The sequence below is a fragment of the Paenibacillus sp. FSL H8-0048 genome, from assembly GCF_038002825.1.
In the GTDB taxonomy this organism is placed as follows: domain Bacteria; phylum Bacillota; class Bacilli; order Paenibacillales; family Paenibacillaceae; genus Paenibacillus_AQ.
Window position 1 is genome coordinate 6,526,608 of the sequence record NZ_JBBODF010000001.1, and the last position, 13,826, is coordinate 6,540,433.

At 52.6% G+C, this 13,826-nt stretch carries 16 protein-coding genes; 15 read left to right on the forward strand and 1 reads right to left on the reverse strand.

Annotated elements, in window-relative coordinates; translation table 11 throughout:
• Nucleotides 1-57: 57 nt before the first annotated feature.
• From murA to NSU18_RS28360, 15 genes are all read left to right on the forward strand, one after another.
• Nucleotides 58-1,341, forward strand: coding sequence for a UDP-N-acetylglucosamine 1-carboxyvinyltransferase (gene murA, locus NSU18_RS28290; RefSeq protein WP_341150611.1), 1,284 nt, complete (start codon nt 58-60; stop codon nt 1,339-1,341).
• Nucleotides 1,342-1,406: 65 nt separating this feature from the next.
• Nucleotides 1,407-2,171, forward strand: coding sequence for a cell division protein FtsQ/DivIB (locus NSU18_RS28295; RefSeq protein ID WP_341150612.1), 765 nt, complete (start codon nt 1,407-1,409; stop codon nt 2,169-2,171).
• 327 nt (nt 2,172-2,498) lie between these two features.
• Nucleotides 2,499-3,761, forward strand: coding sequence for a cell division protein FtsA (gene ftsA / locus NSU18_RS28300; RefSeq protein WP_341150613.1), 1,263 nt, complete (start codon nt 2,499-2,501; stop codon nt 3,759-3,761).
• A 63-nt stretch (nt 3,762-3,824) separates the two neighbouring features.
• The gene (gene ftsZ, locus NSU18_RS28305; protein ID WP_036690196.1) at nt 3,825-4,943 is read left to right on the forward strand and encodes a cell division protein FtsZ; all 1,119 of its coding nucleotides are present in this window, start codon (nt 3,825-3,827) and stop codon (nt 4,941-4,943) included.
• 127 nt (nt 4,944-5,070) lie between these two features.
• Nucleotides 5,071-5,934, forward strand: coding sequence for an Rpn family recombination-promoting nuclease/putative transposase (locus tag NSU18_RS28310; RefSeq protein WP_341150614.1), 864 nt, complete (start codon nt 5,071-5,073; stop codon nt 5,932-5,934).
• Between the two features lie 214 nt (nt 5,935-6,148).
• Nucleotides 6,149-7,105: a sigma-E processing peptidase SpoIIGA gene (spoIIGA, locus tag NSU18_RS28315; RefSeq protein WP_341150615.1), complete on the forward strand. Its 957-nt coding sequence runs from the start codon at nt 6,149-6,151 to the stop codon at nt 7,103-7,105.
• A 19-nt stretch (nt 7,106-7,124) separates the two neighbouring features.
• Nucleotides 7,125-7,847, forward strand: coding sequence for an RNA polymerase sporulation sigma factor SigE (gene sigE, locus NSU18_RS28320; RefSeq protein ID WP_036690190.1), 723 nt, complete (start codon nt 7,125-7,127; stop codon nt 7,845-7,847).
• Nucleotides 7,848-7,925: 78 nt separating this feature from the next.
• Complete coding sequence (gene sigG / locus NSU18_RS28325) at nt 7,926-8,708, forward strand: RNA polymerase sporulation sigma factor SigG (protein ID WP_036690188.1); 783 nt, start codon at nt 7,926-7,928, stop codon at nt 8,706-8,708.
• Between the two features lie 164 nt (nt 8,709-8,872).
• Complete coding sequence (locus NSU18_RS28330) at nt 8,873-9,217, forward strand: YlmC/YmxH family sporulation protein (protein ID WP_341150616.1); 345 nt, start codon at nt 8,873-8,875, stop codon at nt 9,215-9,217.
• Between the two features lie 220 nt (nt 9,218-9,437).
• The gene (pgeF, locus tag NSU18_RS28335; protein WP_341017579.1) at nt 9,438-10,295 is read left to right on the forward strand and encodes a peptidoglycan editing factor PgeF; all 858 of its coding nucleotides are present in this window, start codon (nt 9,438-9,440) and stop codon (nt 10,293-10,295) included.
• 4 nt (nt 10,296-10,299) lie between these two features.
• Complete coding sequence (locus tag NSU18_RS28340; protein WP_341150617.1) at nt 10,300-10,995, forward strand: YggS family pyridoxal phosphate-dependent enzyme; 696 nt, start codon at nt 10,300-10,302, stop codon at nt 10,993-10,995.
• The gene (locus NSU18_RS28345) at nt 10,995-11,438 is read left to right on the forward strand and encodes a cell division protein SepF (RefSeq protein ID WP_036690181.1); all 444 of its coding nucleotides are present in this window, start codon (nt 10,995-10,997) and stop codon (nt 11,436-11,438) included. Before NSU18_RS28340 ends, NSU18_RS28345 begins: the two co-directional genes overlap by 1 nt.
• Nucleotides 11,439-11,445: 7 nt before the next feature.
• On the forward strand, nt 11,446-11,715 hold the full coding sequence (locus NSU18_RS28350) for a YggT family protein (protein WP_341017582.1): 270 nt from the start codon (nt 11,446-11,448) through the stop codon (nt 11,713-11,715).
• A 4-nt stretch (nt 11,716-11,719) separates the two neighbouring features.
• Nucleotides 11,720-12,502 carry a YlmH family RNA-binding protein gene (locus NSU18_RS28355; protein ID WP_341150618.1) on the forward strand — a complete coding sequence of 261 codons (783 nt, stop codon included), beginning with the start codon at nt 11,720-11,722 and terminating at the stop codon, nt 12,500-12,502.
• Between the two features lie 131 nt (nt 12,503-12,633).
• Nucleotides 12,634-13,119: a DivIVA domain-containing protein gene (locus NSU18_RS28360; RefSeq protein ID WP_341150619.1), complete on the forward strand. Its 486-nt coding sequence runs from the start codon at nt 12,634-12,636 to the stop codon at nt 13,117-13,119.
• A gap of 93 nt (nt 13,120-13,212) precedes the next feature.
• Here the strand turns inward: NSU18_RS28360 and NSU18_RS28365 are convergent, their stop codons facing one another.
• Nucleotides 13,213-13,650 carry a hypothetical protein gene (locus NSU18_RS28365; RefSeq protein ID WP_341017585.1) on the reverse strand — a complete coding sequence of 146 codons (438 nt, stop codon included), beginning with the start codon at nt 13,648-13,650 and terminating at the stop codon, nt 13,213-13,215.
• Nucleotides 13,651-13,826 lie beyond the last annotated feature (176 nt).

Genomic DNA, 13,826 nt, shown 5'->3' on the forward strand with positions numbered 1-13,826 from the left:
GACAGCGGGGCCAGGAAGTGCTTACGGTGGGTGAGCGGTAATCTCGGAGGTGATACATTGGACAAATTGGTGATTGAGGGTGGAACCCCCCTGTCAGGCACCATACGTATCCATGGAGCAAAGAATGCGGCACTGCCGATTCTGGCAGCCAGCCTGCTGGCCGAAGGAGTTCACTCACTGCATAATGTGCCGAAGCTGCTGGACATCGAAACAATGCTGCATATTCTGCAGCGGCTGGGCTGCAGGACAGTGCATGAAGAGGAGACGGTCACCGTAGATACATCCTTTCTCCTGACCTCTCATGTTCCGGAGGACCTGATGCGGCAGATGAGATCCTCCATATTCCTGATGGGCCCGCTTTTGGCCAAGTTCGGGGAAGTGACGATCTATCAGCCGGGGGGCTGTGCCATCGGTGAGCGCAAGATCGACCTTCACCTGCATGGCCTCAAGCTGCTCGGGGCAGAGATTGAGGAGACGGGCGGCCGGATCTGCTGCCGGGCTGCCGGCTTGAGAGGCTGTGATATTCATCTGGATTATCCCAGCGTAGGCGCCACGGAGAATATCATGATGGCCGCCGCCATGGCTGAGGGCACGACCACTATCTCCGGGGCAGCGAGAGAGCCGGAAATCCAGGATCTGCAGAACTTCCTCAATGCGATGGGGGCACAAATTATCGGCGCAGGGACCGATACGATCACCATTCAGGGTGTCCGCAAGCTCCATGCCTGCAGCTATGAGGTGATCCCCGACCGGATTGTTGCCGGAACCGTGATGATTGCCGCCGCCGCCACACGGGGAAATGTCACACTGACCCACACCAATGCAGGACATTTGACCTCCCTGATCCACATCCTTAGGCGCGCCGGTGTTCAAATAACAGTATGCAATGATATAATTAATATCAGCTGCATGGGACGTCCCCGTGCAGTTGAGCGTATTGTTACCTCTCCGTACCCATCTTTTCCTACAGACCTGCAATCCCAGGTTATGGTTCTATTGTCCCTGGCGGAAGGATTCAGTGTAATCAAGGAAACGGTTTTTGAGGGGCGCTTCAAGCACGTGGAGGAGATGGCCCGGATGGGAGCGGATATCTCTATTGATATGAGCAGGGCCTTCATACGCGGCGTTCAGCGGTTGTATGGAGCCACGGTTGAGGCCACTGACCTGCGGGCCGGAGCTGCCTTGGTAATCGCCGGGCTGGCTGCTCAGGGAACGACTATTGTTGAGCAGGCGCATCATATTGACCGGGGATATGACGGCATCGAATTATTGTTTCAAAAGCTGGGGGCGCGCATTACCCGCAAGGTGCCTGTGCCTGACCCGCTGGATTTGGCCAATTAAAGCTCCCTGTCTCCTTCGGCGTAGCCGTGAGGAAGGAGACAGGGCCTTATTACGGAGATATGAGAATGCCAAAAACGCGAATACCTCTTTTGAAAGAGGACAAGCCTAGCAAGAGAAAAAACCGTAAAATCATCATCATTCTGGCACTGCTGTTTACTGCGCTGCTGGCTGTAATCTTCTTCCGTTCGTCGATCAGCAAGATTACAGCCATTGAAATGCAGGGGGATAAATATACGTCCCGTGAGCAGCTGCTGGCTGCAAGCGGCCTGAAGATCGGGGGACAGTTCTTCGCCGTCTCCGGAGATTCTGTGGGGAAGGCGCTGGAGGAGCTGGATACGGTTCAGGAGGCCCAAGTAAGCAAGAAGTTCCCCGGAGTGGTTACAATTACCGTGAAGGAGTACCCGGCGGTTGCTTATGAGCTGGACCAGGCAGGCGTGCTGGAAGCTATTCTGTCGAGCGGGGCCGCCGTCTCTGTGACGGATACGGGAATTGCTGTAGAGAAGCCGATATTGACTAACTGGAAGGCTGAAGACCCTTTTAAGGCCAAGCTGTGCCAGGCGCTGGCTGGAATTCCGAATGAGCTGACCAGTGATATATCGGAGATTGTACCTTCCCCGACGTTGTCTTTTCCGGACCGGATTAAGCTCTATACACGTTCACGGTTTGAGGTCATAACGGCGATTTCGCTGCTCAAGGATAAAGTAGGCTATTTGAATCAGGTGATTCATACGGAGGAGCCGGGACTGATCAAAATGCTGGAGGCGGACTCCTATGTTCCGTTCCATACCGAAGCCGGGGACACCGGGGAAGACGCAGATGCGGGGGAGTAAATAGTCCCTACTAATAGGGCGGAAAAAATGCTACAATCTGTTTTACGGGTAATAAGCAATATCCCTCTTTTTTCTGCGGATTTTTTGAGATGTAATCCAGGATATAGCCGCTGTTCTCTAGTTTCCACTTGTTTGAATGTCAGGTGCTGATCCCGCTAAGCGGAGGGTGCCTGCCTGCACGTGAATACCTTGTCATATTATTCCTCTCAAAAAATTTGTTGAAAAAAGAGGGAAAGGATTAGGGATGTTGAATATGTACAGAGATGTTTCCCGCGACCGGGATCAAAGACATGTTTATTATGATTATAACAGGAGGTGCCATAGGGCTTGAGCAACAATGACATCATTGTTAGTTTGGACATCGGTACATCCAAAGTTCGGGCAATAATCGGGGAAGTTACTAGTGGAACCTTCAATATTATTGGCGTTGGATCTGCTGATTCGGAAGGGATACGCAAGGGTGCGATTGTAGACATCGATCAGACTGTGCAATCGATCAGGAGTGCCGTAGAGCATGCGGAGCAAATGGTCGGTATTCAAATATCCGAGGTGTATGTCGGCATATCCGGCAACCATATCGGCCTGCAATCCAGCCACGGCGTAGTTGCCGTTCAGAATGAGGACCGTGAGATCGGCGAAGATGATATCGACCGCGTAATCAAGGCTGCGGAGGTGATTGCACTTCCGCCGGAACGCGAGGTCATTGATGTTGTCGCCAAGCAGTATATCGTCGACGGCCTTGAAGGCATTCAGGACCCGCGCGGCATGATCGGCGTCCGCCTGGAAGTGGAGGCTACGATCATCACCGGTGCCAAGACCCCCATACATAATCTGCTCCGCTGCGTGGAGAAATCAGGTCTGAAGGTTAAAGATCTTGTCCTTATGTCTCTCGGGGCTAGCGGATTAGCGCTCTCCAAAGATGAGAAATCAATGGGGGCTGTACTGGTGGATATCGGTGCCGGACAAGCCACGATAGCTGTATATGAAGAAGGTTCCCTTAGTGCAACCTCCACGATTCCGATCGGAGGAGAATTCGTAACCAATGATATTGCGTACGGACTTCGTACACTTACCGACCAGGCGGAGAAGGTCAAGCTGAAATACGGCTGTGCCTGGATCGATGATGCCGCTTCTGAGGTAGTCTTCAAGGTTCTGCGTATCGGCAGTAATGTGGAGAAGGAATTCAACCAGGAGGATCTGGCAGCGATTATCGAGCCGAGAGTCCAGGAAATCTTCCACCTGATCCGTCAGGAAGTGAAGCGGCTTGGTTATACGGAGCTCCCGGGAGGTTATATACTTACGGGTGGCACAGTTTCGATGCCAGGGGTGCTTAAGGTAGCCCAGAACGAGCTGGCAGCCTCCGTACGGATCGCTGTGCCGGATTATATCGGAGTGCGTGACCCCGGCTTCACCGGCGGTGTAGGCATCCTTCATAATGTGGTGCGCAACTACCGTGGACGCAGCAGCGGCGGAAGTGCCAACAAGAAGACCGTTAACCGCAGCAAGCAGAGCGCAGCGCCGGTTCAGGATTCTTCCAAGAAGCCGGGTCTGGTGGAACGACTAAAGAATATGTTTAGCGAGTTCATATAAGAGTAATCCAGATATACTTGGATTGGCCATCCAAGCACTACTCGAGGGGGAGATGGAAACAATATGTTGGAATTTGATTTTGAAATGGAGAGCTTGGCGCAAATAAAAGTCATCGGCGTCGGCGGCGGAGGAAGCAACGCTGTGAACCGGATGATTGAAAATGGCGTTCAGGGTGTTGAGTTCATCACGGTTAATACAGACGCCCAAGCGCTGCATATGGCCAAATCGGAGCATAAATTACAAATCGGGGATAAATTGACCCGCGGACTTGGCGCAGGAGCGAATCCTGAGGTCGGCAAGAAGGCGGCAGAGGAATCCCGCGATCTGATCTCGAATACGCTGAAGGGCGCGGACATGGTCTTCGTTACCGCAGGCATGGGGGGCGGTACCGGAACAGGCGCAGCGCCTGTCATTGCTGAAATCGCCCGGGAGTGTGGAGCGTTGACGGTAGGCGTTGTAACCCGCCCGTTCACTTTTGAAGGCAGAAAACGTGCCAATCAGGCAGAGCTTGGAATCGAAGCGCTCAAGGAAAAGGTTGATACGCTGATTGTGATTCCGAATGACCGCCTCCTGGAAATTGTGGATAAGAAGACTCCAATGCTGGAAGCGTTCCGTGAAGCGGACAATGTACTCCGGCAGGCAGTACAAGGCATCTCCGACCTTATTCAGGTTCCCGGTCTGATCAACCTTGACTTTGCCGATGTGAAGACGATTATGACCGAGCGCGGTTCAGCGCTTATGGGCATCGGGATTGCCACCGGCGAGAACCGAGCATCTGAGGCGGCCCGCAAGGCGATTATGAGCCCGCTGCTTGAAACATCCATCGAAGGTGCGCGCGGTGTTATTATGAACATTACAGGCGGCTCTAACCTCTCCCTGTACGAAGTGAATGAAGCTGCCGAGATTGTTACCTCTGCTTCCGACCCTGAAGTGAATATGATCTTCGGTGCCATTATCGAAGAGAGTATGAAGGATGAAATCAAGGTTACTGTGATTGCGACCGGATTTGAACACAAGCCTTCTCCAATAGCTCCTGTACGCCGTCCTGCGGCAAACAGCGAGCCGGCTGCTGATAATAAGAGCAAGAGTGAGAATCTTCGTCCGTTCGGGAATCAGACAAGCTCTGATCAGCTGGATATTCCGACCTTCCTGCGCAACCGGACACGCGGCAATAATGATTAAGAGCCTTTAAATCGCTATTAATAGCATAGACTGTTACGGAAGCACCGTATCACGCAGCTTTGAACTGCGGGGTATGGTGTTTTTTTGCTTTTCAGGCTGTATAATAACGATAACGGGAGACGATACCATGGAAATGCTGGACCCCCGGGTGGATTTTGTATTTATGCGGATTTTTGCAAGCGAGAGCAACAAGGATGTACTGCTCGCCTTTCTGAATCAGATATTCCTGGATGCGGGCGATCTTCCGCTGGAGGAAGTGGTGCTGCTCAATCCTTATACAGATAAGGATGATCCGCTGGATAAGCAAGCGATATTTGATATATGGGCCAAGACGGTGGGCGGCAAGATGATCAATATTGAGATGCAGCTGTTCAACAAATATGATATTGAGAAACGCACGCTGTATTATTGGAGCAAGCGTTATGCCGGGCAGCTTCAGGTCAGCGGGAAATATACCGAGCTTAAGAAATGCGTGACGATTAATATTCTGAATTACAAGGTGCTGCCTAATGAACATACACACAGTGTATTTCATTTGCGGGAGGACAGCAGCGGAGCGCCGCTGACAGATGATATCGAGATTCATTTCCTGGAGCTGCCTAAGCTAAACAAGCCGGTTACGCCCGGCGAGGGCGGCCTTGTGAACTGGCTGCTGTTCCTGAAAGGGATTGACTACTCTGATTGGGAGGTGCTGCAAATGAATGAGCCGGCCTTGAAGAAGGCGATGGAGACGCTGGAATTTCTGAGCCAGGATTCGGAGGCCCGCCGCAAGTATGAGGACCGCCAGAAGTTCCTGATGGACGAAGCCTCGCAGCGGGAGGGTGCGCTAAGAGAAGGCTTTGCTAAGGGCGTGGAGGAAGGCACTATGGCGGGTAAACAGGAGGCCAAGCGGGTAATAGCGAAGAATCTCCTGTCTATGGGAATGGATCGTCCTTCTGTGCAGAAGGCAACCGGACTTTCCGAAGAAGAGTTGAAATCTATCAACAATTAAATACGTCATGCATGAAGCCAGCCGCCCAAGGTTGGCTTTTGTTGTGCATTAAGGTTCCTCTTAAGGCCCATAACTCGACAAAAAAACTGCAAGAACGCCCCCCATGTTTAGACAGACTTTGGATGCGGGAGTTTCTATACTAATCTTATCGTCTAAAAAGAGAGCCTGCACCCCGGCCTCCGGATAGATATCCGCTTGCAGGCAGGTGAGAGCGATGGTTGTGTATATTGACTTGATTTTTGCCGCCAATCTGCTGATCGACGGAGTCCTGCTGTGGCTGACAAGCTGGCTGGTTAAGCACAAGATATCCTGGTGGCGCCTGACTCTCTCAGCGCTGGCAGGGGCGCTCTATGTTGTCATGATGTTTGTACCGGAGCTGTCCTTTATGTATACCTTTCTCGTCAAATTCGGTCTATCGGTTTTGATGATCTGGATAGCCTTTGGATTTAGAAGTCTGCAAAGCTATCTTCGGGCATTCGGGGCGTTTTATATCATTAATTTTGCGGCGGCGGGAGGGATCATAGGCGTTCATTATCTGCTGCAAAGCTCTGGTGACCTCTGGAAGGGCATGATCTTCACCTCATCGGGAGGCCAAGCTTACCGGCTGAAGATCGGGTTCTGGTTCGTGCTTACCCTGCTTCCGCTGGTGCTGCTGCTCTTCAAGGGGATCCAGTCCTCCCGCCGGCACAGAGAGCAGCTGGACTCCTATATCGGGGAAGTGACAGTAGAAATCGGCGGAGTGTCGGTTACCTGCCCCGGACTGCTGGATACCGGGAACCGGCTCAGCGATCCGCTGACGAGGATTCCGGTCATGGTGATGGAAGCCTCGCTGTGGGAAGGGCATTTGCCGGCTTCCTGGAAAGGGAGGCTAACCCAGACGGGTGCAGATACACTTGTACTGGAAACGGACGGGCAGTCGTTCCCCTGGCAGGACAGAGTGCGGCTGGTGCCGTACAGGGGCGTCAACCGCGGGGCATCCTTCATGCTCGCGCTGAAGCCGGATAAGGTAAGGATAGAGCTTGGCGGTGATACCTTTTGCAGCACAAGGGTACTCATCGGGCTGGATGGCGGGACACTGTCGGGAGACGGCGCATACCGGGCGGTCATACATCCTGACCTGACCCATAAAGAGAGTGCGCAAGAAGTGCCGGCTGACAAGGTGATGGGCTAAGTAACCTATAGGAGGAACAATAATGGTCAAATTCAAGCTTGTGCTGCAACTGCAGTATTACCGCATGCTGTTTCTGCTCGGTCTGAAGAGCCAGGAGATTTATTATATCGGTGGAAGTGAGGCGCTGCCGCCGCCGCTGACACGCGAGGAGGAGGAATTCCTGCTCCAGCGCCTCTCCAGCGGAGATGCGGCGGTCCGGGCCATGCTGATTGAGCGCAATCTGCGGCTGGTGGTCTACATCGCCCGGAAATTCGAGAACACCGGAATTAACATTGAGGATCTGGTATCCATTGGCGCGATCGGACTGATTAAGGCGGTCAACACCTTTGATCCGGAGAAAAAAATCAAACTCGCCACCTACGCCTCACGCTGCATCGAGAATGAGATTCTGATGTATTTGCGGCGTAACAGCAAGACCCGAAGCGAGGTTTCTTTTGATGAACCGCTGAATATTGACTGGGACGGCAACGAGCTGCTGCTCTCGGATGTGCTGGGTACGGAGAATGATACGATCTACCGCAACATCGAGGAGCAGGTGGACCGCAAGCTGCTGCAGAAGGCGCTGGAGAAGCTCAGCGAGCGGGAACGGCTGATCATGGAGCTGAGATTCGGGCTGCGCGGCGGCGAAGAAAAAACACAAAAGGATGTAGCCGATCTGCTGGGCATCTCCCAATCCTATATTTCCCGCCTGGAGAAACGAATTATCAAGCGGCTGCGCAAGGAGTTCAACAAGATGGTGTAAGTGATGAAAGCTGAGGAATAAAATGCCGGACCGGGGAGATAATGTACAGTAATGTTTCTCCTTGGGAGGTTAATCATCATGACCCGAAATAAAGTCGAGATTTGCGGTGTGGATACCGCCAAGCTGCCTGTTCTTACGAACGTGGAAATGCGGGCATTGTTCACTTCGCTGCAGCAGCAGGGCGAGCGATCCGCCAGAGAGAAATTGGTAAATGGCAACCTCAGGCTTGTGCTAAGCGTAATCCAAAGGTTCAATAATCGTGGAGAGTTCGTGGATGATTTGTTTCAGGTAGGCTGCATCGGACTCATGAAAGCCATCGATAATTTCGATTTATCGCAAAATGTCAAGTTCTCCACCTATGCGGTGCCGATGATCATCGGAGAGATCCGCCGCTACTTGCGCGACAACAACCCGATCCGGGTATCCCGCTCCCTGCGCGATATTGCCTATAAGGCGCTGCAGGTGCGTGACAGCCTGACGAACCAGAATTCGCGGGAGCCGACGATCTTCGAAATATCCGAAGCGCTCGGCGTTCCGAAGGAGGATGTTGTCTTCGCGCTTGATGCGATCCAGGACCCGGTATCCCTGTTCGAGCCGATCTATCATGACGGCGGGGACCCGATCTATGTGATGGATCAGATCAGTGACGACAAGAACAAGGATGTCTCCTGGATTGAGGAGATTGCACTCCGGGAGGCCATGCAGCGGCTGGGGCAGCGCGAGAAACGCATTCTGTCGATGCGCTTCTTCGAAGGCAAGACCCAGATGGAGGTCGCTGACGAGATTGGCATCTCGCAGGCCCAGGTCTCACGGCTTGAGAAATCAGCGATCCAGCAAATGCAAAAGCATGTAAAGTCCTGACCACAGTCTATAAATGAGCGGAGGATATTCCGGATGGCGGCACCTGGCGGCCATCCGGGATATCCTTTTATATGTCCGGGGCACAGAGGCTGGAATACAGTCATGCGGCCAAGCCCTAAGGACATATACTGAAGCTATAGGTCTGAATGTACAGGGGTGGCAGGATGATTGAGGAAACGTCAGCTTCGGGTAAAAAGATGAAAATATCCGATTTCCAAACTAAAGATGTAATCAATATTGTGGACGGCAAACGGCTGGGCCAGATCAGCGATCTGGAGCTGGATTTGCGCAGAGGCGTCATTGACGCTGTGATTGTCCCGGGGTATACAAGGTTCATGGGGCTGTTCGGCGGCGGTGCCGATCTGGTGATTCCGTGGCGGAATATTGTGAAGATCGGTGCGGATGTCGTGCTCGTGAAGCTGGAGGAGCCCCGCATGCCGCAGGGACAGGAAGACCGCGAGATGATGTACCTGGAACGGCCGGAACGCAGTGAACGGCGCACTTATTAATGAGGTGCGTCTTTTTTCTGCCTATCTGGGTAAAGTCATAGAGTGGATTGAGAAATGTACGGCGTGGGCTGAGTTTGTGTTGTATGTTTACGAAGTATGTTTTCGGGGCCCCCGCAAAGTACTTGAATTCACTCCGAAGCATTACTTCACTTTGTGGGGTAGAGTTTGTGGGGATAAGTTTGTGGGGCTGAGTGTGGTACACTTAAGCGGAGGTGAAGAGATGGAACCGTTTATGCAAAATGGCGCAGCGCCCATGCTGCTGCATCTGGAGCCGTGGCGTGAGCCGTACAGGGGCATTACTGCAGGCTTCACCGGCAGAGCAGGCGGCAGCGGGAAAGAACCGTATGACAGCTTCAATTGTGCTTTTCATGTAGGCGATGATCCGGCGGATGTGCTGGCTAACCGCAGCCTGCTGGCTGCGGGTCTGGGCTTCCGGCTGGCTGACTGGACCTGCGGAGAACAGACCCATGGCAAAGAGATCGCTGTCGTTACAGAAAAGGAACGCGGCCGGGGCAGCCTGGACCGGGCCTCTGCCTTTCAGGCCACTGACGGACTGCTGACGAATGTGCCCGGAGTGCTGCTGACTTCTTTCTACGCTGATTGTGTACCGCTGTTCTTCCATGATCCGCTGAACCAGGTGGTGGGGCTGGCGCATGCAGGCTGGAAGGGGACCGTAGCGGAAATCGCGTCCGCGATGGTGGAGCGTATGGGGCTCACGTATGGGAGCCGTCCACAGGACATACAGGCCGCTATAGGACCTTCCATCGGAGACTGCTGCTATGAGGTGGATGATTATGTAATGGACCCTGTCCGCCGCCTGGAGGCCAGGCTGAACCTGCCGGCTCCTGCAGAAGGCGAACGGGCTATATATAGACCATCCGAGACAGACAGCAGCAAAATGCTGCTGAACTTGAAAGAATTGAATCAACGCATTATGATAAAAGCAGGAATATTGCCGACTCATATCGAATGTACAACTTGGTGTACAAGCTGTAACAGTGATCTGTTCTTTTCCTACCGGAAGGAAAACGGGGTCACTGGGAGAATGACGAGCTGGATCGGAATAAAGGAGAGTTGAAATTTTGGCCTCGCTACAAGAAAGAATAGCCACTACCCGGGAACGTGTCGCACGGGCCTGCACGGCCAGCGGCCGGGATGCCAGTGAAGTCAAGGTGATTGCGGTAACGAAATACGTATCGCTGAATACGGTTGCCGCTGTGCTGGAGGCAGGACTTGAGGAGATCGCCGAGAGCCGCTGGCAGGATGCGGAGCCGAAATGGAATGCGCTGGGGCATAAGGGAATATGGCATTTTATCGGGCATTTGCAGACGAACAAGGTGAAGGACGTTATCGGTAAATTTCAATATATTCACTCTCTGGACCGGCTGTCGCTGGCCAGGGAGCTGCATAAGAAGGCGGAAGCTGCCGGACTTGAGGTGAAGGTGTTCCTGCAGGTGAATATTTCAGGCGAGGATACCAAGTTCGGCCTGGCGCCGGAAGCGGTGGAGGACTTCCTGCGGGAGATCACCCCGCTTGACCGGGTGAAGGTCATCGGTCTGATGACGATGGCCCCTCATGAGGAAGACCCCGAGGCGACCCGGCCGGTATTCCGCGGACTCCGCGAGCTGCGTGACCGCTTGAATCTGTTGGGTTTGACACCTGAGCCAATACAAGAGCTGTCGATGGGCATGTCGAATGACTTTGAAGTGGCGATACAGGAAGGAGCCACCCGGGTTCGTCTGGGAACGGTATTAGTAGGTCATGAGGAGGGAGAATGATGGGCGTGATGAACCGGTTTATGAGTTTCTTGGGCTTGCAGGAGGAAGAGGAGATTGTGGAGCGGGAGCAAATTTCCCGTGATGAGGATGAATACGAACCCGCCCCTGTAGAAACACGCAAGAATCAGAGGGCCAACGTCGTTAGCATTCATTCCCAAAAAAATGTGAAGGTTGTGCTCTACGAGCCGCGTTCTTATGACGAGGCGCAGGAGATCGCTGACCATCTGCGTTCACACCGCACGGTAGTCATTAACCTGCAGCGGGTGCGCAATGACCAGGCGATGCGAATTATCGATTTTCTCAGCGGAACTGTTTATGCTCTGGGTGGAGGAATATCCAAAATTGGGGGCAATATATTTATGTGCACACCGGACACCGTGGAGATTCAAGGCTCCATTACCGAGATCCTGGGTGACGAGCAAGACTACAACCGAATGAGGTGAGCAGGGTTTGAATGAAATATCTTCAATTATAGACATCCTATTTCAGATTTACTATTACATGATCCTCGTATACATTCTGATGTCCTGGCTGCCGAATCTGCGTGAGAACTTTATCGGTGAGCTGCTGGGCAAGCTGGTGGAGCCGTATCTGGCACCGTTCCGGAGAATTATCCCTCCATTGTTTGGAACGCTGGATATTTCCCCGATTGTCGCGATTATCTTGCTGCGCTTTGCCGCAGTCGGGCTTAAATCAATCCTGGCTTCGGTCTTCGGTTAATCCCATGAAGATTGAAATCTACGGGCATTTCCACCCGGATGAGCGTCCGTTTGTGGACAAGGCCTGGGAGTGGGTAACGAATGCCGGGGAGTATCATGAGACGAAGCTGACCGAATTCCTGGACCCCCGTCAGGCCTATATTCTGCAGAGTCTGGTGAACCGCCATCCTGATGTGATTGTGCGCTGGGAGGGCGGTTCTTCGGATGCCGAGCGGAAGCGGGGCATGGTGGCTCCGGATTATCGTGACCTAACGAATGAGGATATGGAATTAAGCGTGCTGAATATCACCTCAGGGGAACAGAAATTTCTCTCGCTGGAACATGGGGATTATATGGGAGCAATCCTGGGACTTGGCATCAAAAGAGGCAAGATCGGTGATATTCATGTGCTGGAAGACGGCTGCCACGTAGTGGTGGCTGCTGACATCGCGGATTACCTGTCCATTCATTTGACTGGAGTACACCGGATTAATGTCAGTACGGAGATCCTGCCGTTATCGGACCTGCGCAGCAGTGAGGTCAAGCTTACGAAGCTGGAATTCACAGTGGCGTCCCTCCGGCTTGACGGGATTGCAGCGGATGTCACGCGGCTGAGCCGGAGCAAGATTCTGGCCCCGATCAAGGCCGGGCGCGTCCGGGTGAACTGGAAGGTTGAGGAAGATCCGTCCCGTTCGCTGAAGGACGGGGACATGGTCTCGATCCAGGGCTTCGGACGGTTCAAGGTGCTGGAGATCGGCAGCTTGACGAAGAAGGGCCGTTACCGGATTTTGGTAGGCAAATTTGTCTGAAGTCTTTGCAGGATTACAGCTGTGCTTGTCGAAATTGATAAACTCAGGGAAATATGGACATTTAGCAGGCCGTGCGCCGGTAATTGTCTTTCATCTATAATCTTCACCGAAATTTCTAGGAGGTGCACAGCATGCCATTAACACCGCTCGATATACATAACAAGGAATTCTCCCGGAGAATCCGCGGTTATGATGAAGATGAGGTCAATGAATTTCTGGATCAGGTGATTAAGGATTACGAGAGCGTGATCCGGGAGAATAAGGAACTGCACAACCAGCTGTTAACCCTTCAGGAACGCCTGGATCATTTCGTCAATATTGAAGAGAGTCTGTCCAAGACTATTCTTGTAGCCCAGGAGGCTGCAGATGATGTGAAGAACAACTCCAAGAAGGAATCCCAGCTGATCCTCAAGGAAGCGGAGAAGAATGCCGACCGGATTATCAACGAAGCGTTGTCCAAATCCCGCAAGGTGACGATCGAGACCGAGGAGCTGCGCAAGCAGGCTTCGATCTATCGTACCCGGTTCCGGACGCTGCTGGAAGCCCAGCTGGAGCTGCTGTCCCAGGATGATTGGAATGCGCTGGAGAGCCGCGAGGTTAGCGAGAACGCGCTCTGAGCCTAAGATGACAGTTAGCTTGTACTATAATACACAAAAACTCCTTAACAGTAGGTCAATCAAGACCTCTGCTAGGGAGTTTTTTTGTCCATTCTACACGGGCACGATCACTTTTCCTGTAATGTGGATAGGGCCCCTAAGGTTAATTTCGCCTTGAAGATCTTCGAGGTTAGAGGCAAAGACCTGAAAAGCATAATAGCCTTCGGGCAGATCGGTAAGGATCGTCTGGAACATGGTGGTCATTCGGATCGGATCTCCGTCCGCCGGGATAGCGGATTGTTCGGCACTGCCTACGAGAATTCCATTTACAAGCACTTCCAGCAGGAGAGTGGGTTGAACAGGCGGTGTGGCAAAGACGTTAGTAGCCTCCCAGCCAACAGTTGTAGACAGCTCTACGAAATTGCTTGGAGCAGGAGGAACGGGCATACCGAATTCCAAGATCAGGTGCTGTGTTCCGTCGATTGGAATCGGAGGTCCAAAAGATAGATTGCTACTGACACTTCGGGCAAATTCTACTAGGGTATGCGGCATTTTTTCACCTCCATATTATGGCATAGTTCCATCCTATGTTTTAAGTGAATATTATGTTAGAGACAACACCCTATGGACTGGAAAAATATCGGAAATTTTGGTGGTGATAGCTATGAATATCCTATTTATAACTTCAGGCTTCCAGGGCGTGTATTCTTTCTTCGAACAGCGTATTG

Coding starts and splice junctions, on each gene's coding strand:
- sigG (WP_036690188.1), top strand. CDS start 7,926: ATGACCCGAAATAAAGTCGAGATTTGCGGTGTGGATACCGCCAAGCTG.
- NSU18_RS28295 (WP_341150612.1), top strand. CDS start 1,407: ATGCCAAAAACGCGAATACCTCTTTTGAAAGAGGACAAGCCTAGCAAG.
- ftsZ (WP_036690196.1), top strand. CDS start 3,825: ATGTTGGAATTTGATTTTGAAATGGAGAGCTTGGCGCAAATAAAAGTC.
- NSU18_RS28360 (WP_341150619.1), top strand. CDS start 12,634: ATGCCATTAACACCGCTCGATATACATAACAAGGAATTCTCCCGGAGA.
- NSU18_RS28330 (WP_341150616.1), top strand. CDS start 8,873: ATGATTGAGGAAACGTCAGCTTCGGGTAAAAAGATGAAAATATCCGAT.
- NSU18_RS28310 (WP_341150614.1), top strand. CDS start 5,071: ATGGAAATGCTGGACCCCCGGGTGGATTTTGTATTTATGCGGATTTTT.
- NSU18_RS28365 (WP_341017585.1), bottom strand. CDS start 13,650: ATGCCGCATACCCTAGTAGAATTTGCCCGAAGTGTCAGTAGCAATCTA.
- NSU18_RS28345 (WP_036690181.1), top strand. CDS start 10,995: ATGGGCGTGATGAACCGGTTTATGAGTTTCTTGGGCTTGCAGGAGGAA.
- pgeF (WP_341017579.1), top strand. CDS start 9,438: ATGGAACCGTTTATGCAAAATGGCGCAGCGCCCATGCTGCTGCATCTG.
- NSU18_RS28355 (WP_341150618.1), top strand. CDS start 11,720: ATGAAGATTGAAATCTACGGGCATTTCCACCCGGATGAGCGTCCGTTT.
- spoIIGA (WP_341150615.1), top strand. CDS start 6,149: ATGGTTGTGTATATTGACTTGATTTTTGCCGCCAATCTGCTGATCGAC.